Source organism: Nonomuraea sp. NPDC003709 (genome assembly GCF_040610775.1).
In the GTDB taxonomy this organism is placed as follows: domain Bacteria; phylum Actinomycetota; class Actinomycetes; order Streptosporangiales; family Streptosporangiaceae; genus Nonomuraea; species Nonomuraea angiospora_A.
In genome coordinates, this window is the sequence record NZ_JBEXMW010000032.1 from 13587 (window position 1) to 37376 (window position 23790).

18 protein-coding genes are annotated in these 23790 nt (G+C 67.3%); 12 read left to right on the forward strand and 6 right to left on the reverse strand.

Annotated elements, in window-relative coordinates; all coding sequences use genetic code 11:
- Nucleotides 1-91: 91 nt before the first annotated feature.
- Entirely contained in the window at nucleotides 92-334 is a 243-nt protein-coding gene (locus ABZX61_RS56315) for a hypothetical protein (RefSeq protein ID WP_355209034.1), read from the reverse strand.
- A gap of 93 nt (nucleotides 335-427) precedes the next feature.
- Complete coding sequence (locus ABZX61_RS56320) at nucleotides 428-1147, reverse strand: DUF1524 domain-containing protein (RefSeq protein ID WP_355209037.1); 720 nt, start codon at nucleotides 1145-1147, stop codon at nucleotides 428-430.
- Nucleotides 1148-1453: 306 nt separating this feature from the next.
- Here ABZX61_RS56320 and ABZX61_RS56325 point away from each other — a divergent pair, with 306 nt between their 5' ends.
- The 5 genes from ABZX61_RS56325 to ABZX61_RS56345 all read left to right on the forward strand — a co-directional run bounded on the left by ABZX61_RS56325 (nucleotide 1454) and on the right by ABZX61_RS56345 (nucleotide 10621).
- On the forward strand, nucleotides 1454-2926 hold the full coding sequence (locus tag ABZX61_RS56325) for a hypothetical protein (RefSeq protein ID WP_355209040.1): 1473 nt from the start codon (nucleotides 1454-1456) through the stop codon (nucleotides 2924-2926).
- Nucleotides 2919-5546 carry a hypothetical protein gene (locus ABZX61_RS56330; protein WP_355209043.1) on the forward strand — a complete coding sequence of 876 codons (2628 nt, stop codon included), beginning with the start codon at nucleotides 2919-2921 and terminating at the stop codon, nucleotides 5544-5546. Before ABZX61_RS56325 ends, ABZX61_RS56330 begins: the two co-directional genes overlap by 8 nt.
- 731 nt (nucleotides 5547-6277) lie before the next feature.
- Nucleotides 6278-7216, forward strand: a complete 939-nt coding sequence (locus ABZX61_RS56335) for a restriction endonuclease (protein WP_355209046.1) — start codon at nucleotides 6278-6280, stop codon at nucleotides 7214-7216.
- 958 nt (nucleotides 7217-8174) lie between these two features.
- A complete protein-coding gene (locus ABZX61_RS56340; RefSeq protein WP_355209048.1) occupies nucleotides 8175-9818 on the forward strand; it encodes a PD-(D/E)XK nuclease family protein in 1644 nt (547 codons plus the stop codon).
- 206 nt (nucleotides 9819-10024) lie between these two features.
- Nucleotides 10025-10621 (forward strand): hypothetical protein, encoded by a 597-nt coding sequence (locus ABZX61_RS56345; protein ID WP_355209050.1) that lies wholly within the window; start codon nucleotides 10025-10027, stop codon nucleotides 10619-10621.
- A 7-nt stretch (nucleotides 10622-10628) separates the two neighbouring features.
- Here the strand turns inward: ABZX61_RS56345 and ABZX61_RS56350 are convergent, their stop codons facing one another.
- Nucleotides 10629-11765 carry an ImmA/IrrE family metallo-endopeptidase gene (locus tag ABZX61_RS56350; RefSeq protein WP_355209053.1) on the reverse strand — a complete coding sequence of 379 codons (1137 nt, stop codon included), beginning with the start codon at nucleotides 11763-11765 and terminating at the stop codon, nucleotides 10629-10631.
- 531 nt (nucleotides 11766-12296) lie between these two features.
- On the opposite strand from ABZX61_RS56350, the gene ABZX61_RS56355 reads away from it, so the two are divergent.
- Nucleotides 12297-13940: a hypothetical protein gene (locus ABZX61_RS56355; RefSeq protein ID WP_355209056.1), complete on the forward strand. Its 1644-nt coding sequence runs from the start codon at nucleotides 12297-12299 to the stop codon at nucleotides 13938-13940.
- Here ABZX61_RS56355 and ABZX61_RS56360 read toward each other — a convergent pair.
- Complete coding sequence (locus tag ABZX61_RS56360) at nucleotides 13879-17739, reverse strand: hypothetical protein (RefSeq protein WP_355209059.1); 3861 nt, start codon at nucleotides 17737-17739, stop codon at nucleotides 13879-13881. The two genes, ABZX61_RS56355 and ABZX61_RS56360, sit on opposite strands and share 62 nt — an antisense overlap.
- On the reverse strand, nucleotides 17736-17885 hold the full coding sequence (locus tag ABZX61_RS56365; protein ID WP_355209061.1) for a hypothetical protein: 150 nt from the start codon (nucleotides 17883-17885) through the stop codon (nucleotides 17736-17738). Before ABZX61_RS56365 ends, ABZX61_RS56360 begins: the two co-directional genes overlap by 4 nt.
- A 587-nt stretch (nucleotides 17886-18472) precedes the next feature.
- On the opposite strand from ABZX61_RS56365, the gene ABZX61_RS56370 reads away from it, so the two are divergent.
- Nucleotides 18473-18646, forward strand: coding sequence for a hypothetical protein (locus ABZX61_RS56370; RefSeq protein ID WP_355209064.1), 174 nt, complete (start codon nucleotides 18473-18475; stop codon nucleotides 18644-18646).
- Nucleotide 18647: 1 nt separating this feature from the next.
- Here the strand turns inward: ABZX61_RS56370 and ABZX61_RS56375 are convergent, their stop codons facing one another.
- Entirely contained in the window at nucleotides 18648-19538 is an 891-nt protein-coding gene (locus ABZX61_RS56375) for a hypothetical protein (RefSeq protein ID WP_355209067.1), read from the reverse strand.
- 349 nt (nucleotides 19539-19887) lie between these two features.
- Here ABZX61_RS56375 and ABZX61_RS56380 point away from each other — a divergent pair, with 349 nt between their 5' ends.
- The 5 genes from ABZX61_RS56380 (at nucleotide 19888) to queD (ending at nucleotide 23333) form a co-directional block, all read left to right on the forward strand.
- Complete coding sequence (locus tag ABZX61_RS56380) at nucleotides 19888-20391, forward strand: hypothetical protein (RefSeq protein WP_355209070.1); 504 nt, start codon at nucleotides 19888-19890, stop codon at nucleotides 20389-20391.
- A 283-nt stretch (nucleotides 20392-20674) separates the two neighbouring features.
- Entirely contained in the window at nucleotides 20675-21166 is a 492-nt protein-coding gene (locus tag ABZX61_RS56385) for a hypothetical protein (RefSeq protein ID WP_355209073.1), read from the forward strand.
- Nucleotides 21167-21629: 463 nt separating this feature from the next.
- The gene (queC, locus tag ABZX61_RS56390) at nucleotides 21630-22331 is read left to right on the forward strand and encodes a 7-cyano-7-deazaguanine synthase QueC (RefSeq protein WP_355209076.1); all 702 of its coding nucleotides are present in this window, start codon (nucleotides 21630-21632) and stop codon (nucleotides 22329-22331) included.
- A 16-nt stretch (nucleotides 22332-22347) separates the two neighbouring features.
- Complete coding sequence (queE, locus tag ABZX61_RS56395) at nucleotides 22348-22977, forward strand: 7-carboxy-7-deazaguanine synthase (protein WP_355209079.1); 630 nt, start codon at nucleotides 22348-22350, stop codon at nucleotides 22975-22977.
- The gene (gene queD, locus ABZX61_RS56400) at nucleotides 22977-23333 is read left to right on the forward strand and encodes a 6-carboxytetrahydropterin synthase QueD (protein ID WP_355209234.1); all 357 of its coding nucleotides are present in this window, start codon (nucleotides 22977-22979) and stop codon (nucleotides 23331-23333) included. Before queE ends, queD begins: the two co-directional genes overlap by 1 nt.
- Nucleotides 23334-23790: the final 457 nt, after the last annotated feature.

Sequence of the window (23790 nt, forward strand, 5' to 3'; positions counted from 1 at the left end):
CCCTCCCGACGTTCAAGACCAGGGAGAACGCGATCGGCCCGGACCAAGCCACAGCCTCGGCACAGATCCACACGTGCTGCAGCGTCTTCCGTCAGCGGCCGTGGTCGTCCTCTGTGCCGTCGAGACGGCAGCCGTTGACGGCCGCGGCCATGTTGGCGGCCGCCTTCTCGACCGCCTCCAGGGCGGCGGCCAGGCGCTCACGATCGCCTGCTTCCAGAGCGGCTTCGCCGAGCTGGTGCGTCAGCAGGTCCAGGTGCGTGGCGAAGCGCCGGCAGGCGTCAGTGGCAACGTCGACCGGGTCGCGGGTGGGCGGTCCCGGGGAAGCAAGGGTCACGGCTGTGACCGTACGCGGCGACCCGGCTCACGCGCACAGCGTTTCGCGAAGCTCGAGGCCAACCCACCCGCCGTTTCCCCGGCCAGCGGTAATTCAGGGCTGGTCCGTCGTGGGTAGGCGTTGGTCGGGGCAGGCGTCGGCGAGGTTGGTCAGGGCCTGCTGCTCGACAGGGTCGATGGACAGCCGCCAGTGGATTTTGATCATGGTCCACTCGGCGGCATACCGGCAGCGCGCGGGCTCGTATGGCGGTTGCCAGGTGGAGGGGTCCTGGTCGGCCTTCTGCCGGTTGGAGCGGGCGGTGACGGCGACCAGGTGCCAGGGCTCGTCCAGGTCGTTGGCGTAGTCCTGGCGCTGGGCGGCAGTCCAGTCGTAGGCGCCGGAGTCCCACGCCTCTGCAAGCGGCACTAGGTGATCTACGTCGAGTCCGGCCGGGTCATCGACGTACTGATCGTCGTAATAGGAGTACCACTGCCCGCCCGACAGCCGGCAGCCTGCCCCAATCTGGGGCGGGGTGATGGCTTCGTCGAGGAGGACCTCGGCGCGGGTGTTGCAGCCGTCGCGATCGGCGTCGACCCAGTGCCGGAAGCTGGTGCGCTGGTAGCCCTCGCGCCGCTCGGCGGCCACCGGCAGCATGGCGACCGCGTCGGCCAGCAGCGGTCCTTGCGCGCCCTGTGCCGCCGTCTTGAGCGTGTTCTGGACAGGGCTCGCGGCCGCGAGATCGGGGGTGGCGGCCATCAGGGTCATGTTGGCCAGTAGGGCCGTGCTGGTGAGGGCGGTACTGATCAGGGAGTGGCGCCGTGGGGGGTGGGACATGCCGGTCCTCTCACAGATGAATACAAAGAGCGAATATCTAACTACTCAGTGTAGTTATTTTTGTGAGGGTGACCCTCTACCGGCGTGGTGACCGTTCGGTTTCCCTGGGTTCTCCGGACCACGAACCCGAGCGGAGGGTCTGGAACGGCCCCCGGTCCGCGCCCGTCTGCGTCGAACCCGTCAGTGGACCGGCGCATTTCCTCGCGCCAATGCCTCTGGGTGACAGTCTTCTCACTATCTGCTTTCACCGGGCGGAAGTGCTCGGTAGTGTCGGCGTTCACGGCGTCGCCGATTTGGGAGACCTTCATGGTGATGGCGCAGGGTCCCGCGTGGAGCACCAGTGGGCTCGACGTCGCCGCGGGCAGGTATCCGCTGTCGATCGAGCGGCACGTCATGCGGATGGCCGACCTGCTGGTGCCGGGCGTGACGACGGTGACGCCTCATGCCCGCTACTACAGCCTGCACGCCCTGGTCGCGGTGGAGGCCGGACGCCGCGACCTGTCCCCCCAGCAAACGCAGGACCTGCTGCGTCGGTGTGAGGTAGTCATGGCGGCGGTGTCCTATGCGCACGATCACGCTGAGACCGGGCTGCCGCGGGCGCATGGCCTCGATGCCCTCGCGGGCCGGCTGCAGGGCGGCGAGGTCATCATGGCCGAGGCAGCGCAGCCCGCGAAGGGCGGCTACGTGCGCAACGTGTGGGGCTTTTGGAATCCGTACGCGGCCTCGGAGGTCTCCCTGGGGATCCTGGTGCCCGCGAGTATGCCGACCCCAGGTCCCGCGTGCGCGGCCGAGCAGGTGGCCGCCGGGCTCGACGGCATCCTGGAACTGGTGGCGCGTCCGCGACTCGCCGTGGACGAGCTGCGCGACTTCCCGCACCTGTGCGTGTGCGCTGGCGGTGGGTCGGCCGACGGCGCGTGGCTGGCGAGGCTGCTATGCGTGCCCGGCGAGCAGCCCGCCGACTCCGCCGGGCTCAGCAGGCGGAACACCATCCGGCTACTCGCTCGGGTGATGCGGACCCACGAAATTGGCGACGTCACCAACGACGTCAGACCGTTGATCGCGTACGGCGACTTCCTGACGAGCGACCCCGTCACCGCCCTATTGGACACGGCTCCGGTCTGGCGCGGGGTGGTGTTACGCAACTACGCGGTCGGCGCCTGGCGGCGCCTCTGGTCATGGCTCGTGTCCCAGGTCGACGGCCTGATGCCCGCCGACGACCTGGCCGAACGGTTCGCCGACAGCATGCCGGACGGGACCCTGGCCGCGTTCATGGATGGGTTGCCCGCCACCGTCACTCCGACCGGCGCCCCTGCCCCGGCCGAGGAACAGCTGCGGGCGAGCGACCTGCCCGTCCCGGTACGCGAGCTGGCGGTTCTGATCGTCAACGCCCGGCGGGTGAAGGAGCTTTCCGACCGGGTACGGGACGCCTTCCTCGGGCAACGCGGTGTTGAACTTGGCCCCGAGTGGATGGCATGGCGGCTGGCCGAGTCGCGGTCCGGCTCGTCGCGGGACTTCGCCCGGCGGCTCACCCACGATCTGCTGACTCGCGGCCGGCGCGTGGCGCTGTCGAAGGCCCGCCGGCGACCGGACGGGACGTTGTGGCTGCCCACCCGTCTCCACGAACGCGACGGGCTGCTCTATCGGACCAGCCAGGAAGGGCGCGGCGACGTGGGCCTGCGGCTGGCGCAGCTCACCTCCGTGCTGGCCGGCGCCGGGGTGCTCGAACTGGCCGACGGAACCTGGCACGTGACCGATGCCGGGCAGGTGCTCCTTGACTGAGCCACTGGTGGACCTGGAACTCGCCTCCCCGTTGACACTGCTGATGGAGGAGGAACGGTACGGCGACCGGCAGGCGGACGAGGCCCTGTTCCTCAGCTTCACCACCGACCTCGGCTTCTTCGAGACGGTCGCGCTGGGCGTCGCCCAGATGTGCGGGGCACGGGTGAGCCTGGTCGGCGACGCCGCGATGAGCACGATTGACCCGAGGGCCGTGCGCCGTGCCGGACGCGCCTACCTGCCCGGCCAAGCCGTGTGCAGCGGAGCCTTCCACCCCAAGCTGATGGCGCTGGTAGGCCCCCAGCGGGCCACCATCGCCATCGGCTCCGGCAACGCCACACTCGCAGGCTGGCAGGCCAACGCGGAGCTGTGGACTGTGCTGCGGGCCGACCAGAGCCACGTCCCCGACCTGTTCGGCGAGCTCGCGTCATGGCTGTCCGGGCTGCCGGACCGGGTCCGGTTCTCCAGGGGCGTGCCGGAAGCGCTGCGCCGGGTCGCCAACGGCCTCGCGGCGCTGCGCGAACGGGCCGAGGTCGTGCACCCGGACCTACGGCTGGTGTCGTCCAGCGAGCGGCCCATCATGGACCAGCTCCCCACCGGCCCGGTCGAAGAACTCGCGGTCTGCGCGCCGTTCCACGATCCCGGTGCCCTCACCCTGCGCCGCCTGGTCGAGCGCATGCAGCCGCGGCGGCTGGTCGTCAGCTTCCAGCCAGGCTTCACCGAGCTCGACGGCCAGGCACTTGCCGACCTCATCACCGAACTCGACGCCGACGTCCGCCTGGACGACGAACCCCGCTACCGGCACGGCAAGCTCATCGAATGGGTCATCGAGGGCCGCCGGTACGCGCTCACTGGCAGCCCCAACCTGTCGGGCGCCGCGCTGTCTACGTCCCTGGAAAACGGCGGAAACTGCGAACTCGGCCTCATCGCGCCAATCGGCGCCTCACGCATGCCCGAAGGGGCAACCGTGCCCATCGCCGATCTGCGCCCGCTGAAGTTCTCGATCCGTTCGCGCACAGAGCGGAAAGGCCCGCTCCTGCTCGGCGCCACCCGGGTCGAGCAGGGACTGCACGTCATGTTCGCGCGCACGCTCCGCACCGGAGGGCACCTAGAGCTGTCCGCCGCCGCGGCCCCGCCCGAGACGTGGGAACGCGTCGGCGAGGTGCCCGCCGACGTTGCCGAGGTCCTGCTGACCCAGCCCGCAGACGGCGGCAGCCGGCTCCGCCTCGTCACCGTCGTGGACGGCCAGGCACGCCACAGCAACGTCGTCTTCGTCGTCGACCCCCTCCGCGCACAGAACCGGTATGGCCTCACCGGTACCCCCGCGCCGACGACCAAGCCCGGTCAGCTGTTCACCAATGAGCAACTGGCCGGCAAGTTCCTCGCCGACCTCAGCACCCTCGCCAACACGCTGACCCGGCCTCCCACCTCGGCCGCCACGGCCGCAGCGTCGGCCGAGACCGCGCGTGCGGGGGCTGTCTCCGATCGATCCGGCGGCGGGTGGGCGGCCTACCTTGACGACTGCGCCGGACGTCTCGGAGTTCCGCTGCTGCGTTTCGCCCTCGGGCTACCCGCCCTCCCGGCCGAGCAAGAGGGCGCGTACGAGGAGCTGTTGCCGGTGTCCTGGGACGAGCAGTTCGCGGACGACGCCGACGTTGGACTCGACAATGACGACCCCGAGACCGTGGTCGACCAGCCCGCCGCCGTCACGGCCCCTCCCGACCTGCGTACCGTCGACGCCGCGGTACGCCTGCGCTACCAGCGGTGGGCCGAGCGCCTCACCCGGGTCGCGCCGACACTAGAGCTACCGGAGCGGATGCTCGTCACCAGGCTGCTCCTCTGGACGGCCGCCGCGGGCGCCTGGGACCGCGACGACCATACCTGGCTCGGCCTCCTAGCGGACGCCGTAGGCGAACTGGGCGTCGGTACGCTACCCGCCGAGGCGGAACCACAGGTGGGCAGCCTGGCGGCGGTCGGCCTAGCGGTGCTCCGCGCTTACGCGCCGCGCCACGTCAGCACTGCTACCACGGTTGTGTTCACCCGGACCGCCGCCGGCGTGGACCACCTCCTCCCCGCCGCCGAACCCGAGTACGTCGAGCAGTACAGCGAACTGCTGCAAGACGCCTTCGGCCCGGCACTGAGCCCGGAAGCAGTCGAGAGGCTCGCCGCCGAGATCGTCCAGGCCGACCCCCTCGCCGACGCTCAGCGCACGCTGGCCGAGCAGAGCCGCCACGTCCACCGGCATGGCGAACGCCTGCTGCATGTCACCGGCGCCTTCTCCAACGCCCGGCTCGCCGCGCTCCAGGCCGTCGCCGCCGCGCAGGACGCCGGCTTCGTCGGAGCCTGGGCCACCTCCTCTCACGGTGCCTGGGCCCTGGTCGTCTGGCGCCGGCCAGACCTGTTCACCATCGACGCGGGCCCGCGCACTCTGTGGCGGCACTACCGGCTCACTGGTCTTCGCGATCCGCGTAGCCTCGCCGCCCAGCGCAGCTTCGACGGCGTTCGGACGGTGCCGCATGGCCCGCTCCTGGATCCGTTCCCCGAGGCGCTTGCGGTACTGGCTGACCTGAGCCTGCCTCCCGACCCTCGGCCTCCCCTCGACTGCCCTCCTTGGTCGGGCTGAGCACTGTGCGGTAATGACGTTGTGCTTGGCAAGCGGCTCATCACCGATGTTGTCGGGTTCAGGCGCGGATGGAGCGGACCGTGGGTGGGCGTGCTGGTTGCTTCGGCGGTAAGCGCGGCCATGACACCGTTTCATTAGACCGCGGCGCCACCACAGGACGGTATCGGACCGGATGACAAGCCACAGCCGGTGCGGGACCGGGGCCGAGGAACGCAGGAAGAGCCGTTGGCGGCACTAATAAGTAACAAGGCGCTGACCTGTGGTTCGACCTCACGCGGCAAGCCGGGTTTCGGGGCGAGTTGCCCCTGTGACTCGTGGGACAGGATGGATGGACGAACCAGATCTGTTGCATTGACAGGGATGATGCTGCGCGGCAGATGGGGCAGCCAGGTTACTGGCGGGTGCCGCCAGCCGCCGCCCCTCTGTTCCTTAGCCCCCGCTCCGCGGTCGGCTCAGGATCGTGAGCGTTCTAGGCCACGCCGTGAACACCCATCCCGTTCATGAGGGCAACCCGTCTGTGCCGCCGAGGAGCCGGCTGAATCGTCGTCTCTCCTGCGTTGCTGGGTTCCGCCTACGAGCTTGCATGCAGTCACTCTCCGCATCAAGTCGCCTACGGGCTAAATCGGATATCGAAAATTGGCATCCGATTTCTATGTGAAAGTCCTTAGCGTCATATGTATGTGCAATGCTAAGGTAGATCCCACGCAAAGCAAACCCGACAGGAGGACTCCTTGCCCATCCCCGCCTGGACGCTTCAGCCCGGACAGCAGATTGAGCGCAAGAGGCTGCACGAAGAGTTCGGAGGCCGCACCCAGGGCGGCATCGGCCCGTCCAGCCGCTCCGACAACGTGTTCATCTTCAGCGACCCGATCGCCGGCGAGAAGCACGGCTACTTCGACGGCTGGATGCCCGACGGCCTGTTCCACTACAGCGGCGAAGGCCAGCACGGCGACCAAAGGATGCTGTCCGGCAACGCCAGCATCCTCAACCACAAGCAGAACGAGAAGGCGCTGCGGGTCTTCCAGGGCGCCCGCGGCACCGTCACCTACCTCGGCCAGTTCGAGGTCGACGACAAGGACCCCTGGTACGAGGCCGACGCGCCGGAGACCGGTGGCGGGCCGCTGCGCCGCGTGATCGTCTTCCGGCTGCGCCCCATCGACGCCTCCCCCCAGCCACCGCAGACCAGCCTGGCCCGGCTGCTCGACGACGCCCTTGACGACCCGAAGGAGGACCAGATCCAGGAACTCGGCCTGGAGCAGCAGCTCACCGAGCGGATGTTCGTCAACCCGGACCGCGAACCGTACGAGGCCGAAAGGAAGGAAGCCACCCTCGTGCAGGCGCTCGCCGACTACCTGCGCGGCAAGAACCACAAGGTCGGGCGGCACCAGATGATCCCCAAGGGTGAGACCCGGCCGCTCTACACCGACCTGTACGACCACGACATGAACCTGCTCGTCGAGGCCAAGGGCAGCGTGACCCGCGAGAACGTGCGCATGGCTATCGGCCAACTCGCCGACTACGGTCGGTTCCTGCCGGACGCTACCCGTGCGATCCTGCTCCCCACCCAGCCGCGGCAAGACCTCGTCGACTTGGCTCACAGCCAGGACGTTGTCGTGATCTGGCCGGTGAAGAGCGGCTACGACACCAGCCGGCCTGGTCCCATGCTGTAGGGGCACCCATGGAGATCGTGATCCGGCCGTTCGTGTTCCCTTTGGAACAGCGGCCGGATTATGCCACCCGCCGGGGCATCTCTGCAGGTGCGGGGCCCGCCAGCCGTGGTGCGGCCTTGACTTGAGAGGAGCGCTCGTAGATCGTCCCACCGCTCTAACAGTCCGCGTAGTCCCGTACGGTGGTGGAGCCTGGCCGGACTATCCCAAGCCCACTGTCACCCTCGATCTCGTCTAAGCAGGCTTTGAGATGCTCAGCGTCCACCTCGCTGGGCCACCATGTGCCCGTCTCCGGCCACCGCACCCTTCCAGCTCGACGCCAGCTAACCGAACCGTGCGTAGATCCGAGGTTGTGAAGTCGTCGAGAAACAGACTCACTGTGCCTTCACTGAGGATGACCTTGCGGCCCAGCGCGTCGTCGTCTGGCGCTTGGGTCCTCCGCCGAGGCGACGATCGCTGTGGCGCCCGCGGACGACCTCGACAGGTGAGGCTCACCGCACGGGCTAGCAGCGCACCCACCGCTACGTTGCTATCGGCGAGGGCGCGATAGACGCTCGCCGCCGATGGGCGCCGGCCCTTGCACCCGCCGTTCGGGACGACCGGCTTGCGGTGATCGACATCAGCGGTATGGCCGATTGACGATCACGCTGGTGCGCCTCGCCGACTGGGCGCTCTACGCCATCGCCGGATTTCCTGGCGTATTCAGCTGCGGCAGCCACAGGCGTGCCGAAGCGTTGCCTCTGCTGAGGTGGCTGACATGGCGCTTTCTCGGCAGGCGGCGTTGGAACGGGACATTGGTTGTGCCGTTGGGGCGTAAGCGGTGCTCGTGACGCGCCATGATGAGAAGCGGTGGTGTCGGGGGGCAGCCGTCTGCGGGCGCGGAAGGCAATGCCGGGCGCTGCTCGTATCAGCCGTACCTATGTGGCGGGCCCGGCATGCGGGCGCTTGGAGGGTGTAGGGAGTGGCCTGGATACCCCCGGTCGAACTGGTCGGCGACAGCTCAAACCTGCGTGTCTCCGCCACGATCTTGTCGGGTGGCAGTGCGTGCGGCCGTTATCTGGCCCTCAAGGCACGGCCCAAGGTCAACGCAGCGGGCTGGAAGCCGTTCTACGGCACCACCAGCCTTTTCCTGCCGGGGGACCTCGTGCGCCTGATCAAGGCCGCGCATGCGGCGCCCCCAGAGGCGCTGGCTCCCTCCTCCATCACGGGCTGGCTGCAGCAGCAGTTCGACGCCCTAGCCGTCCACCGGCTGGCCCGCCCCTTCTTGGCGCGCGCGGTAGAAAACATCCTGGAGGCCCACGAGGCCATCGAAGGTGAACTGGGCCCGCTGCGGCTGACCGCGCACGACCCGAAGGTGGGACGGCCCGGTCAGCAATTGTCGGTGTGGGGGCCGGTGTATTTCGGTGAGCAGGGGGTTCGAGAGGTTCGTCGCTATCGGCTGGGCCGTGCCCACTCAGCCCCCACGGAAGGCGACCGGCGGTGGGGCGTGACCGCCGCGTACGTGATCGCACGTCTGGGCAGCAGGCCCGACCGGGTACGGGCGGTAGAGATCGGCGCCCTGGATGGCAGCATCAGCGTGCTGTTCGACGACACCCCCGAAGCGGCTCAGGAGGCCTTCCAGTCCCTCGGCATGCCTCACCTGCTTCAGGTGATCGAGCAGACCCAGGCCAGCCCGGGCTGGGACTGCGCCGGCTGCAAGATCGCTGGAGCGTGCGACAGCCTAGTGCCACTGACCGGCATGCTCGGCCAGCGCGGTCCTGGCATCGCCTTCCGGTCCATCGCGCCGTATGAGCTGCAAGAGTACCGCCAGTGCCCGGCACGCTGGCTGCTGAGCCGCGACCTGAAGCTGCCCAAGGATCAGGACGTCACTGAGCCACAGGCGCGCGGGCGTGCCGTGCATCAATGGCTGCGTGCCGCCCACGAACGCAGGGTCGCCTGCCGTCGCGAGGACCTGCCAGAGCCCGGGCGCGATCTGGGCCTGGATGATGCGGCGGGCTTGTCCCCGGAGGAGTACGCGGCCGCGTATCCCTACCTGCTCCAGCACCTGGACAAGTGCCCGCTGGGCATCCCGAACACTGTGGTGGTCGGTGTAGAGCAGCCCGTTCATGGCGTTGACCACGACGCCCAGGTGGTGGTGGCGGCGGCGCCAGATCTCACGGTCCTGCGGGACGGGAAGCTGATCCTGCGCGAGGTCAAAACCGCAGCGGCGCTGCCTCCGCACGGCCGCGAGGAAGCCTACAGCCAGTATCTGCAGATCCCCTTTCTGGTGAGGATGCTGGCCAGCGGGCTGGCCGCCCATCATGGGGTTGCCGCAGGCCGCGTAGAGCTGGAGATGCTCACGCCCGACGGCGCCGAAGTGTGGGCCTGGAACAGCGACCACCAGATGACAGCCGACGTCGCCGCAGGCGATGTCCGCCGGGCAGTCGAACCCTGGCACACCGATGCCACCTGGGCGTCCCGCCCCGGCCCGCACTGCGCGCGATGTCCTGTGCGCCAATGGTGCCCCGACGCCGACGACGAGCATCCCCCAGGTACGTCCCCACGCCAGGGAATCGACCTGGAAAGTCTCGCAGGCAAGGCGATCCACGAGTTGCCCCCGTTCTGAGCACGCAGCCCTGCGGCCCTGACAAGCTAGAGCACGTGACTACGCCCCCCAGTCCGACACCAGCGTCGATGCCGCAGCGCCGACGGCCCGCTGTCCCTCCACGGCCGTCTCCGCCCAGCAGAAGTACGTTCAGGGCTGCCGACGGCTATCCCCGGCGAGGCTGGCCCGATGCGACAGTATGGCCCGACACCGGCATCTGGCTGACCTTGGGCATCATCCAGCATCTGGCGGGCCGCTTTGTGCGCCAGCACGGAGGCCGTGTGCGGGTGCCCCGCATCATCGAGCGCGAGGTCCGGAATCATGCTAGACCGGGCGGCGCGACCGAGCGCGAGCAGCGCAAAGCGGCAGCGGCCACCGCCATCGTGGCCGCGTTCTTCCTGGGGAAAAGCCGTTTCCCGCAGCCGGAGTTGAGCACCGAGGATCTGCCGACAGTGGAGAGGATCATGGAGGCGCTCAAGAACCTGCCCGGCGGCATGAACAAGACCCACGGCGGCGAAGCCGAGCTCATCGCCTTGGCCGCACGGGAGCAAAAGGCGACCGGGACGCGCCAGGTCCTGCTGTCGAACGACGGAGGCGCGAGCGTCGTCGCGGCGCGATACCAGATTCCCACTCGTCACGCGGCCGACGTCCTGGCCGAGTTCGCTTGCGCTGACCCTGGGCTCTCGCCGACTGAGTGCACGGCACTGTTCAGATCCGCCTGCGAGATCTCCGCCCCGCCGGTCGTGTCCCGGCCCGCGGACGACTCCGCCTTCACCTGCAGCCACGCGAACGGCTTGTGCGGCCCGTGTGACAACGCGGAGTGAGCGGAACCTACCAGCCGGCGTCCGCCAGCATCCGGCGCACCACCGGCTCGTCTTCGCCCATGAGCTCGGCCACCACCGCGATGTCGAGCAGGCCCTCCCCATAGGCTTGGACCGCCCGTTCGACCAGCCAGGGCGAGCCTGACGGCTCGTTCTGCCCCTCGCACAGTTCTTGCCACATCTGTGCTTGGCCGGCGCTGTCCATCAGATTCCGCACCGGTTCCGCTTCCAACATCGCCAAGCGGCCGTCGGTCGGAGGCACGAACCCGTCGTCGACCAGGGCTTTGAGAACAACCGACCGGCTGACGCCATAGGTGAGCATGAGCCGGACGAGCAACGCGTGAGCAGGTTCTCGCGCTGCCTGCGCTGCCTCCCTCTCGGCCCGCAGCGCACCCACCGGCAGCAGCAGGTGTCGGGCGAACGCTTCGGCGCGCAGTTCGGGCAGCGTCTGGGGGACGTCAACCTCGTCCACAATGACCTGACCCTCGTCGTCATACAGGCCATGGCACAGCTCGTGCGCCAGCGTGAACCGCTGGCGGGTCCAGTAGTCGGAACTGCTCACCACAATGGCGCGCCGCACACAGCCGTTGCTGTCATCCCGGACGTTGATGCCGTGCAGATTCCTCGGAAGGGGCTGGAAGGCGACGGGAATACCACAACGCTCGACAAGGCTCACCAGATCGGGGATCGGCTCGTCGCCCAAACCGAGGGCGTCACGTACCTTCCCCGCAGTCTGCTGGCCGGCTTCCTTATACAGCGCGCTGTAGTCGACACCCAACTCGTCCAGCGCACCCGGTCTCATATCCTGCCAAGAATCCAACAGCGTGAGCCGGCGGATCAGCATGTGGGCGTACTGCAGGGCACGCTCGGGCACGCCGGAGTTCTGCGCCTGGCCCAGGCGCAATGACACTGCCAGGCTGTGCGAGCCGTCGGTCTGCCCGGCTAGATAGGTGACGGGAACATCGAGCACATCGGCCGCGGTTACCAGGTCGCTCAGCGATAGTCCTTCCGGCTGACGCAGCAGTTCAGCAAGCGATTCCAAACTGAGGGACAAGGCCTCGGCAAGGGGGTTGGCTGCTTGCGGCGAATGCTCCAGCAACTGCGTGATTCGGCCTCCAGGAGTACTGGGGACCTCCTGCCTCGTCACACGCTCCTCCTCGCCTTGCCCGACCTTAGAAGGCTCTGACGTTACCCGCCGCCGCAGCCCTCGACCCGAGTATCGGCTACCAAGTACGACACTAGACGTCGCCACCGACAAACAACCAGGCACATGCGGGTGAAGCGGGCGCTCGATCTATAACCGGTAGATATCGTTGCCGTGCGGACGCTGACCGCACATCACGCCTGGCGCCCACCGCCACTCCCTGGGTTGCGCGATGGCTTTCCTGCCATACCCTTAACCTTCCCGTACGGGTGTTCGGTTAATCTCCCTAGCCGCCCCGCAATCAGCTCGCCGCCACAGCCGTGGGCGGGTAATGTCGGCGTCTCGCTCCGGGTGCGTTGGACGTCCCGTCCTGGGGGCACACCAGAACCAAGCCGGACTGACTCTTTCGGGCGGCATGGCCGTCCCATGTGCATCTCGCATATTCCAGTCGGTGGGACAGAGAAGAGCCGTCACACTGACGATACGCCATGCCCGGCGACTACCCGGCTGCGCACAGAGCGGAGGACGCGTGCCATGCCTTCACGGACCTGGATGACCGGAGAGGCGAGCCTCTCTCTGTTCTGGGACTTCCTCGCAGGTGTCACCCGCGACTGGCGGACGGAGTTCGACGTTCCACCTTGGAGGGTGGACTTCGAGAAGGTGCCGACAGCCTGCACAGTCGCGCGCTACCAGGACCCGTCCGCCGGAAAGGTGACCGTGGGCGTCGCGCTGCGCCCTGGTCAGGAGTCCGAGATCGAGTGGGGGATGGTGGGCGAGGCTGAACACGGCTGGACGTGCCGCTCAGCGGCCCCCTGGGCACGCCTCGGCTTCATCGGCGAGGGCTTCTGCGATGCCAGCGGTGCTTACCTGGATGAACAACCAGCCGTCCTGCCAGTCGACTTCAGTCCGAGCCGACGGGATCTGCTGGAGGCCATGATGCGCGGTTTCAACGACCCGCACCGTTCCACCGGACTGCTCGTTGTGGCCGTCAGCGGCCGGAAATCCGCAGAGAAGGCCGGCCACGTCGACGCCGTGTGCTGGCCAGGCGTGCTCAGCGTCGCGCTGGTCACCGACGAGGGCCGCGCCGTGCTAAACCGGCTGCTGCCCAGCGAGCCCATCCCCGCCGGCGGCGCCCGCTTCTATCCCGCTCCGGGCGATGAGCTGACCGGTGTCGAGTACACCCGTACGACCGTGCGGACCCGGCCAGAAGTGTTCACCGAGCTGCTTAACCGAGCCCTCCGCACACGCGCAAGCCGAACCCCGGCCGGCGCGGCGGCACCCGCTGCACGCCTGCTCGAGGAGGTCCTCCACGCGGCCACGTCGCCCCAACAGGAGACTCTTACCCAGGAGAACGAGCGTCTGCAGAGTGACCTCAGCACCGCCCGCCAGCACAACGCCACGTTGCAGACAACGCTCGAACGAGCCCGGCGAGACTGTGCTGACGCCCGCCGGGAAGTGATCAGGCTGGCCCGGCTCCTGCCCGGCGACCATGGCGGAACCGAGCGGGACCTCCTCGCGGAGCTGCTGGAACCAGCCGAAGATGAACGCGACCAAGCCCTCCGCGACCGTGGCCTGCTGACGTCACGGCTGCACGCCGCCCGGCTCGACCTGCCAGATGATGGGCACGACGACATTGCTGCCGCGCAGACCTTTCCGGCGCTCATAGAAGCCGCGCGCCGACGTTACGATCTGCTCGACATCACCGCCGACCCCGTCGACTCCGCGCTTCTCGACGCCTACCCGAAGGCGGCGACATGGCGGCGCAAGACCGCTGACGCCACTGGCTACCATGCAGGCCTATGTTGCGGCCAAACAGCAGGCCCGCGTCAGAGGCGTATTACCAGGCCCACAGATGTCCGACCTGCTGGCCTTCGCTCGCACCGGCGCCCCTGGTGTCATGATCTCCGTCAGCAGGTCGAACAAGCCCCTCACCAACCGGTAGACAAGCGACAGCAACACCTAGCGATGGTCGCAGCCGCTGTCTTGATCATTCAGCAAAACCCCAGTTCAGAGCACGAAATCGTGTTTTCGAGCGGGACACCATTTACCGCCGAGTACTGCGCGCCGTTTAACTCCGCGAGTCACACTCTTCAGGCGAAGGGCCCGGGGGAGAGCATTACGGGCACGGTGGGGCGTAGGGGAGCTGGGGGATGTACTTGTGCCACTGCCGGGGCGTGAGGACGTTCTGGGTGGTGGAGCAGATCCACTGGGCGGCGTGCTCGGCGTTCAGGTCCCACAACCTGATCACGCCATCGTCCCCGGCGCTGGCCAGACGGCCGTCGCGGTTGAACGCCACCGACTCGACGGCACTGTACGCCCCGGTCAGGGGTTGGCCCACGGCCTGTGAACGGGCCGGGTCGATAAGGCCCCACAGCCGGACCGTGCTGTCGTAGCCGGCGCTGGCGAGGGTGCGGCCGTCAGGGCTGAACGCCACCGACAGGACGGGGCCGGTGTGGCCGGTCAGGGGTTGGCCGAGCGGCTCCGCGTGGGCCGGGTCGATGACGTTCCACAGTCGGACCGTGCTGTCGTAGCCGGCGCTGGCGAGGGTGCGGCCGTCAGGGCTGAACACCACCGACAGGACGGGGCCGGTGTGGCCGGTCAGGGGTTGGCCGAGCGGCTCCGCGTGGGCCGGGTCGGTGACGTTCCACAGTCGGGTGGTTTTGTCCGAGCTGCCACTGGCGAGGGTATGGCTGTCAGGGCTGAATCGCACCGAGACCACGGTGCCGGTGTGGCCGGTCAGGGGTTGACCGAGCAGTACCGGGTTCACCGGGTCGGTCAGGCTCCAGAGTTGGATCAGTCTGTTCCAGCCGGCGACGGCCAGGGTACGGCCGTCCGGGCTGAACGCCACGGACACCACCTTGCCCATGCCCGTGACCAGTCGCCGGCCCAGGGCTGTGGTGCGGGCCGGGTCGGTCGTGTTCCACAGCTTCACCGTGCCGTCGTAACTGCCGCCCGCGAGGACGTGTCCGTCGGGGCTGAACGCCAATGACGAGATCGTCGCGGGGGCATCGACGGTAAGGGGATGGCCGAGCGCGGTGGGGTGGGCCGGATCGGTGACGTTCCACAGCCTGAGCTTCCGGTCGGAGGTACCGCTGGCCAGCGTCCGCCCATCCGGGCTGAACGTGGCGAACGTGAGGGAGCGGCTGTTGGACGTGATCAGTCGCGGGGGGAAGGACCACACCCGCACCGTGCTATCGGCACTGCCGCTGACCAGGGTGCGGCCATTGCGGCTGAAGCCCAGCGCGAGAACCGCTCCCGTGTGGCCGACCAGATCCCCACCGCGCAACATGGGGTCGTTCGAGAAGACCACGTTCCACAGCTTGATCGAGCCGTCGTAGCTGGCGCTGGCCAGTGTCTGCCCGCTCTGACTGAATATCACCGACGTGATGGCCCCAGTGTGCCCGAGGAGTTGGCCCAGCATAACGGTGTGCGCGGGATCGGTCACATTCCACAGCCGGACCCGGTGGTCGTCACCGCCACCGCCACTGGCCAGGGTGTGTCCGTCGGGGCTGAACGCCACCGACGCCACCAGGCTGTTGCCATGGCCGTACAGGGGGCGGCCCAGAGCCGCCGCATGGACCGGGTCGGCCACGCTCCAGAGCCGGACCGAGTAATCGAAGCTGCCGCTGGCCAGGACCCGCCCGTCTGAACGGAAGGCCATCGACCCGACAGTGTCGGTATGGCCGGTGAGTGGGCGGCCCAGGAGCACCGGGCGGACGGGATCGGTCACGTTCCACAGCCTGATCGTCTTGTCTGCACTGCCGCTGGCCAGCACCCGTCCGTCGGGGCTGAACGCCACCGACCCCACGGTATAGGTGTGGCCGGTCAAGGGCTGCCCCAGAGCCAGCGGGTGGGCGGGGTCGGTGACGTTCCACAGCCGGATTGTCGCGTCGGTGCCGCCCGCCGCCAGTGTGTGGCCGTCCGGGCTGAAGGCCACGGATTCGGTGATAGTGGCGCGCACGGGCAGCGGTTGGCCCAGGGCCACCGGGTGTGTCGGGTCGGTGATGTTCCACAGCCTGACCGCGTTGCTGTTACTGCCTGTGGCCATGGTGCGCCCGTCGGGCGTGATCGCCACCGAGACGACGACCCCGCTGCCCGAGGACACGGGCGTGGACAGCGGAGTGGTGGCGCTGGTGATGAGATGTGTGTACAGATCCGGTTTGGGGCGCATCCGGTAGGCGACCAGGTCGAGTTGGGCCGCAAGCGAGGAATCGGTGCTCCGCAGCCGGTCCGCTTCCGCGGTGATCTGGCTGAAGATCGCGGTGTCCCGTTCGGCCAGCGCCGTGCTGCCTTGCTGAAAGGCGAACACGGCGGCCGCGGAGGCCAGGAGAAAGAGAGCGACCAGGACGGCGGTGATCCCACGGCGGATCCGTACGGCGCGCTTGGCGCGGCCGGCCGAGGCGGTGAGGAACGCCCGCGTCACCTGGTCCACGTCCCCCGAGTCCGTGACGCTCGCCGTCGCGGTCTCCAGCCGGCTTCCCCGGTACAGGAGGTCGTTGTCGCGTTCCGCCCGGTCCCAGGAAAGGGCGGCGTCGCGCAGCTCCTGACGTACGACGTTGCCGATCCGGTCGTCGTTGATCCATCCCTTGAGCCGCGGCCACGCGCGCAGCAGTACCTCGTGCGTGATGGCGACGGTGTCCCGATCCTGCGTCAGTAGCCGGGCCCCGGTGAACGCGTCGAGGACCGTCCGCACCGCCTGCGGATCGGCCTCCGAACGCAGCAGGTCGGCCCGCAGTACCCGTCGTCTGGAGTGTTCGGAGCCCTCGGTGATCGTCACCAGACGCAGGAAGACGCTCTTCGTGGCCTCCTCGGCCAGCCCCAACTGCGCGAAGGCCCGCTCGGCGGTGTCGGCCACCGCGTGTTCGATCCCCTGAGTCGCCTGGTATCCGCGGATGGTCAGCAGACCATTGTCGCGCTGCATCCACGTGGCGCGCAGCGCGTGAGCCAGCAGCGGCAACCGGCCGGCCTCGTAGTCCTCGGGATTCTCGGCGGTCCCGTCCCGGCCGCCGGGCTCGGTACCGGAGGCGCCGAGGTCCCGTAACAGCACCTCGACCAGGCCCGCTTCGACCTCAAGAGCGACCTTGTGCGCGGGGAGCACGATCGCGTTCCGCAGCTCGGACCGTGACATCGGGCCAAGGAAGACCTGGTTGCGCTGGACTGCGGTGCGCAGCCACGGGTAGCCGGCACAGGACGCATAGAAGTCGGCTCGCAGGCCCAAGACGACCAGGCCGACCGGGTCGTGCCCGCCCCCCGGATCCGCCAGCCACGCCAGCTCCTCAACGAAGGCCCGCCGCTCCTCCTCGTCCTCGCACTGCGTGAAAATCTCCTCAAGCTGGTCCACGATCACGACGACCCGCGATTCGGTGTCGGCCGCGTTCCGGCTGAGGGCCCGGCGGAGAGTCGACCGGCGGACGTCACGGTCCACCGAACGCCAGTCCGGCGGCTCGGCGGCGCCCTCGCGGGGGTCGGCCAGCACGGCGAAGTGCGCGGTCAGGGCTGTCATCGGGCTGTGGGTGGGAGTGAACACCAGACGCTGCCAATACCGCGAACCCGCTGTGGGCAGGTCGCCGCGCTCGATCGCGGACAGCAGGCCGGCCCGCAGGAGCGAGGACTTGCCCGCGCCCGAGGGAGCGACGACCACCAGCGGGGTGTGGTCGGCGACGCTGCCGTCCAGCCGTATGGTCAGATCGACGATCAGCTCTTCCCTGCCGAAGTACCAGTCGGCCTGTTCGAGGCCGAATGGCTCCAGGCCGGGGTAGGGGCAGTCCTCGTCCGCCGTCGGTCTGCCGACCCGGTGGATGTGGCCCTGATCCATAACGAAGGTGACGCGGAGATCGCGGACTTCCACGATGTACTGGTCGCCAGCCGCCTGGAAGACACGCGCCTCGTCCGACGCCTCGGCATGCAGGAAGGCCGGTTCCTGAGATCCGTCACTGGCCGGATCCCGAATGGGGGCCAGCCCGTCCTCGGTGCTCAACGCTCGGTGATGTGTTCGATCGCCGGTACTCGTTCGGGATGCACTCGCCGCCACAGCGCGACCACTGCCTTGCGGGCCTGGCGCCACCCTTCGGTCGATAGAGCGGTCACCACGGCCGTTGCCGCGGCTAACACCAGCGAATCCATCTCCCCCGTCCTCTCTTAGCGTAAGAACCCGGTCGGCGAAGGCCCACCGTAGCCACCGGTGCCGTACTGCGCAGGCGGAATGCACAACGCGCATACCCGGGAAATATCGGGGTCGAGGAGACCGGTCCGCTGGGTTTCCCGGGGTGGTGACCGGTGCGGTGCTGGCTCAGGTGCGCTGGTCTCGCAGGGTCTGCAGCAGGTCGGCGGCGAGGGCGTCGGCGGCCGCGGCCTGCTGCGTGGTGGGTCGCCCCTCACCCGGGCACCGGCGCTGGACACGCTGCCTGACCCCGGAGACATGACGGACAAGCCCTGGCCCGCGTTGGAGGACTTCCCCGGCGAGCCGGTGCTGGGCGCTGACTGGCCGACGTCGAGCACATCTGGAAACCCGACAGCGGTGGGGCCCTGTGCGGGAAAGTCATCTGGAAGCGTCGCGGCCTTCTTGACATGTAGCCGAGGACGGTGTTAGCGAACTACACCCCACTTCGGGGAGAGCGACCCATCGTGACCGCGCGCCGGGGCACGGGATTGTTGATCTCACCAGGTCAACGGTCTCCCACAGGGAAGTCCATCCCGAAAGGAAGATTCCCGTGAAGGCGCTGCTCTCCTCCCGTCCCGTTCTGTGGTTCCTGTTCCCGTTCGTCGCGGCGCTCGCCGAACTGGTTGCCCTTCAGGCGGATCGGTTCCACGGCCACGGCAGGTTCGTTGTCCTGCGGGAGCGGGCCGACATCCAGGACCGGCATTTCCCGGCCGCCGACAGTTAGCTCAGGCCCAGAGCGGCAGCGGATGGCCGCAGTGGTAGCAGTACATTATCGCGCTGTCGGCCAGGTCGTAGAAGAACCCGGGGTTGGCTCGGCGCATCGCGGCGTCGGTCGACTCGCATACGCCCACGCATCGTCCGTCCGGACCGAGCGGCCGTTGGGGTGGCGAGACGGTGCAGTTGGTGAACCGGTGGCCAGGGTCATGGTCGGCCGGATCGGCGCAGCCGCGGGGGCATGGCCAGTTGCGCGCAGCCGCCGGCGTGCAGGTGACGCAGCCCTTGGCGTCGATGCCGCGGCCTTGATAATGGGGGCACTCTGTGCGCAGGGGAAAGTCACGGCTGTCGGCCGGCCGGATGTACCCGACGGGGGCGTGGTCGGGCCAGAGCCGGTAGGCGCAGTTGTAGCAGTTGGTGTGCAGGTGCCAGTCCGGGGTGGTGGCCACCACGGTGGCGTGATCGGGGATGTCGCACCCGCACATGGTGCGCGAGCCGTCCAGGCTCACGTGAACCTTCAGCACAACGCGCTGCCCGGTGTCGACGAAGCGGTTGCCCTCCCGGCGTTGGCGGGGCCGGGTCCAGGTGACGATCGTCGCCGTCACGGGCACACGCCCGGCGGGCGCTTGCCGGGGCGGCGGCACAGCCTGTGCCGCCTGCGCGACCGGTGCGGCCACGGCCTGGGGGGCGTTCGGTAGTGCGGCGCCTGCAGCGGCCGTGACAATGTCCAGGGCTTGCCTGACACGCTCGGCGGCATCGGCCAGGCGGTCCCGGGCGAAGTCGTCCAAGGCCTGCTCGCGTAGCTGATGGGCCAGCAGTTCCAGATGGTTGGCCAACAGGACGCAGGCGCCGGCGGCTATCTCGACCGGATCGCTGGGCCTGAGGGGATTGGGCACCGTCACGAGCGTGACGCTACGCCAGCGCCCCACCCGTGCGCAGTGTCAATAGCGAAACGGCGTAGCTGACGGCTCTCGCCAAGGCGCTGACCTGCGGCGGAGCTGGATACCGCGGCGGCCTCGGCGCCGGTGTCGTTGAGCTGCGTCATCGCCTATTGGCACCGCAAGCCGCTCTCAGCGGCGCGCCAAGAGCCGTTACGTTCACAAAGATCGTTGTGGATCCTCGTCTGAAGTAGCGAGTTATCACGCGACCTTGCGAAGCATGCGGCGAGTTCTCATCTGATGTGGCGAGGATGTCTGTGCGCCTGGAGTGGTTCCCGGCGCTGTCGGACGCCTTGGAGGCAGCGTGTCGCCGTTGGTCATCGAGTTGGATCCGCTGAGGGCTGCTGGCCCGGTGTTGCTGGGGACTTCATACGAGGAGGCGGGGCGGGCGCTGGCGGCGTGGGGGACGCCGCAGCCGTACGCGCCGTATCCGGGCGCGAAGCCGCTGGATTGGCGGCTCATGGGATCGGGAGTTGACGTGCACGTATTCTGCGGGTCCGCAGGAGTGGTGCAGACGGTCGAGATCTACCAAGACCTCGACGTGGAGCCGCGAGCGCAGGTGTTCCTGTTTGGTGCGGATCTGTTCTCGACGCCTGCCGAGCAGGTGATCGCGGAACTGCGAGTCCGCTACGACGTCAAGGTTGACCAAGACGACTGCGGCTTGGTGGTGCCGGAGTTGTCCGTCGGGATGTCCCGATCGGGGGTCCCGTTTCCGGGTGCGGATCAGGAGACTATCGACCGCTACACGTGTTTCGAAAGCGTTCTGATCGCGAGCCGGGGCTACTACGACCCGCCGCCTCGGAACGGAGTGTCATGAGCACGGACCTGGCCGCGATGGATGAGTTCTATGCGATCTATGTGGGAGACGACGGCACGGAACGGCGTGTCCCGTGGGCGTGGCTCTAGCTGCTGCCCGGATGAGCGCTCCGGCCAAGGCGAAGGAGTGGCGACCGGACTGGCGCAAGCTTGCTACACGAGCTCGACCTCGCGCAGGCCGTGGTGGAACAGACGAATGGCGCCGTTGTCCACGGCGCAAGCCATCTCCCCAGCAGCGAAATTGATCTTTGTGTTCCCCGGAGCGGGGTTGTACCTTCAGGCGGGTGAACGAACTGCAGGAGGGCCCGCTCTTCAAATTCTCCGAGTGGCCGAATGACCAGGTTCCCCGCCTGGCGGCCGGGGTCTACACCGTATGGCGAGAAGACGTGCTCCTCTACGTCGGCATGAGCGGGCGGGGAAGGAAGCAGGAGCAGCTGGTGGCCGATCCCGGCCAGGCCGGCAAGCCGCTGGGGCTCTGGACTCGGCTGCAGGCGCACGCGTCAGGGAGACGGTCGGGAGATCAGTTCAACGTCTACATCTGCGACCGGTTCGTCATCCCCGCCCTGACACCCCAGCAGCAGTCCGAAATCGGTCTCGGTCGCCTTAGCCTAGACCGACTAACCAGGGACTACGTCCACCAGCATCTCAGTTACCGGTTCCTGATTTGTCGTGATGGGGAAGAAGCCGGCAGGGTTGAACGCGCCGTCCGCGCCGGGGCATTGCAAGCAGGGTTTCCGTATCTCAATCCCCAACGAGATCGGGTTGCCCCCAGCTGATCGGATGCGTTGCTGCAGGGCACATGTCTGACCACGAGCCGTTTCCCGAGCCCTGCTGATCGGTGTTTCCTCCGCGACCCCGAATCCTCCCGCAACGTGGGATGCAGCATGACCATCTTCTCAGCCCTGAACCTCGAGAGAATTCTCGGTTCGAGCCAGAGCTTGAATGAGGATCAGGTGTGCAAGTTGTTCGGCCCGCTCGGTCAGGATTCGGCCTGAACAGCCACGACGGAATTGTCGGTGGCGGGTGGCAGTCTATTGGCACGCAATGTGCCGAGCGACATCCAGTAGCTCTGTTCGTCGTGGACGTTCACGGACCCGCCATGGAGGTTGGCCGATCTGATCGAGAAGCAGGGCCCATAGCAACATCCCTGAGTGCAGGATGGCTGAGGGGACGTTCACCGTCGGGCCGCGTCAGGGCATCTGCAAGTCCCGATATCAGATGAGAACGAGGAGTGACCGATTGGACACAGGTAACAGCAAGGCCGTGGTGCTCCTGAGCGGTGGCCTGGACTCGACGACCGTCCTCGCGATCGCGCGCGAGGAAGGTTATGAGACCTATGCTCTCAGCTTCTCCTACGGACAGCGTCACACCGAGGAACTCGAGGCTGCCAAGAAGATAGCTCTTGAGCTCGGCACCGCCCAACACGTGATCGCTGACGTCAATCTTGCAGCCTTTGGCGGATCTGCACTCACCGATCACACCGTTGACGTGCCGCACCACGAGAGCATCGAGGACTTGGACGTCGGCATTCCCATCACGTACGTGCCGGCTCGCAACACGATCTTCCTCTCCTTCGCGCTTGCCTGGGCCGAGACGCTTGGCTCATCTGACATCTTCATCGGGGTCAACGCACTCGACTATTCGGGTTACCCCGACTGCCGGCCGGAGTACATCGAGGCATACGAGCGTATGGCCAACCTTGCAACGAAGGTTGGCATCGAAGGCATACAGAAGCTCAAGATCCACACGCCACTCATCAACCTCACCAAGGCACAGACGATTCAGCGCGGTCTTGAGCTAGGCATCGACTACTCCCTTACCCGCAGCTGTTACGACCCCAACGACGGACAGGCTTGTGGGACCTGCGATTCCTGCCTTCTCCGCGCAAGAGGCTTCGCGGAGTTGGGGCTGGTCGACCCGGCCTTCGTATCGAAGACTTGAGCCACGCATGTATCGCATGAAGGAGATCTTCTACACACTTCAGGGTGAAGGCAGCCACGCAGGACGGCCCGCCGTGTTCTGCAGGTTTACCGCCTGCAACCTCTGGACGGGCAGGGAACAGGATCGTCACCGCGCGATCTGCAGGTTCTGCGATACCGACTTCGTCGGTACAGATGGGCCAGGGGGAGGGCGGTTCAAGACAGCTGCCAATCTCGCCGCTGCAGTCGCCAAAGCGTGGGCAGGCAAGTCTCACCCACGTAGTCGGCCCTACGTAGTCTGCACGGGCGGAGAGCCCCTTCTGCAACTCGACGCGGACGCAGTTGACGCCCTCCATGCTGAAGGGTTCGAGGTGGCCATCGAAACCAACGGCACCCGGTCAGCTCCCGCGGGCATCGACTGGATCTGCGTGAGTCCCAAGGCCGGCACTGAGCTGGTGCTGACGTCGGGCCACGATCTAAAGCTGGTCTACCCGCAGGTCGGCGCGGAACCTGCGCTGTTCGAAGGCCTCAATTTCGATCGGTTCCTGCTCCAGCCGATGGACGGCATAAACCTCGTCGCCAATACCAAGGCGGCGATCGAGTACTGCCTTGACCACCCGCAGTGGCAGCTGAGCATCCAGACCCACAAGCTCTTGGGAATCCGTTGATCGAGATCTTTCGCGAGTTCACGTTCGAAGCAGCCCACCGACTGCCGAAGGTGCCTGAGGGTCACAAGTGCGCCAGGCTTCACGGACACAGCTACCGCGTCGAAGTGCACATCCGAGGCGAGGTCGATCCTTCTACTGGCTGGCTGATGGACTTCGGTGACATCAAGAAGGCGTTCAAACCTCTTCTCGACCAACTCGATCACTACTACCTCAACGAGATCGCCGGCCTCGAGAACCCCACCAGTGAAGTCCTCGCCCAGTGGATCTGGGACCGGCTGATCGGCTCACTGCCACTGTCGGCGATCCACGTCCGCGAGACATGCACTTCCGGATGCATCTACCGAGGGGAAGAGTAACGATGCCGCATCCAAAGGCACCCGACAGACGCGATCCGGTGCTGGACAACGTTGGTACGCCCATCCAAGAGCCGTTTCAGGGCATCATCGGTTACCTCTCTGCTCGGCAAGTTGCGATAACCCCAGCTCCCTGCAGCAGCTTCGCTTCAGATCCCTGGCCAGCCAGTTCAAGCCGCCTCGATCGTCGACGGCCTGTAGCCCGTATCGGTTCCCTGTTCCGATCACTTCGTGCATCGCTGGCACGGTCAGTCCGCAGTGAATCATTTCATCGGGATCAAAAAATACCACCTGACTTACATGGGAACTAGTCGCCAGCCCCCTTCCTGAAGGGTGCAGCCATTTCAGTACGAACGCCGATCGGCGAAACAGCGAGAAAAGGCGCGAGAGCCCAATATTCCATATTGCGATGAACGCCTTGGATTTGAAAATGAGAGCAAGGAGAGCGCAAGCGAACATG

Coding starts and splice junctions, on each gene's coding strand:
- ABZX61_RS56320 (WP_355209037.1), bottom strand. CDS start 1,147: ATGTCCCACCCCCCACGGCGCCACTCCCTGATCAGTACCGCCCTCACC.
- ABZX61_RS56325 (WP_355209040.1), top strand. CDS start 1,454: ATGGTGATGGCGCAGGGTCCCGCGTGGAGCACCAGTGGGCTCGACGTC.
- ABZX61_RS56355 (WP_355209056.1), top strand. CDS start 12,297: ATGCCTTCACGGACCTGGATGACCGGAGAGGCGAGCCTCTCTCTGTTC.
- ABZX61_RS56365 (WP_355209061.1), bottom strand. CDS start 17,885: ATGGATTCGCTGGTGTTAGCCGCGGCAACGGCCGTGGTGACCGCTCTA.
- queE (WP_355209079.1), top strand. CDS start 22,348: ATGAAGGAGATCTTCTACACACTTCAGGGTGAAGGCAGCCACGCAGGA.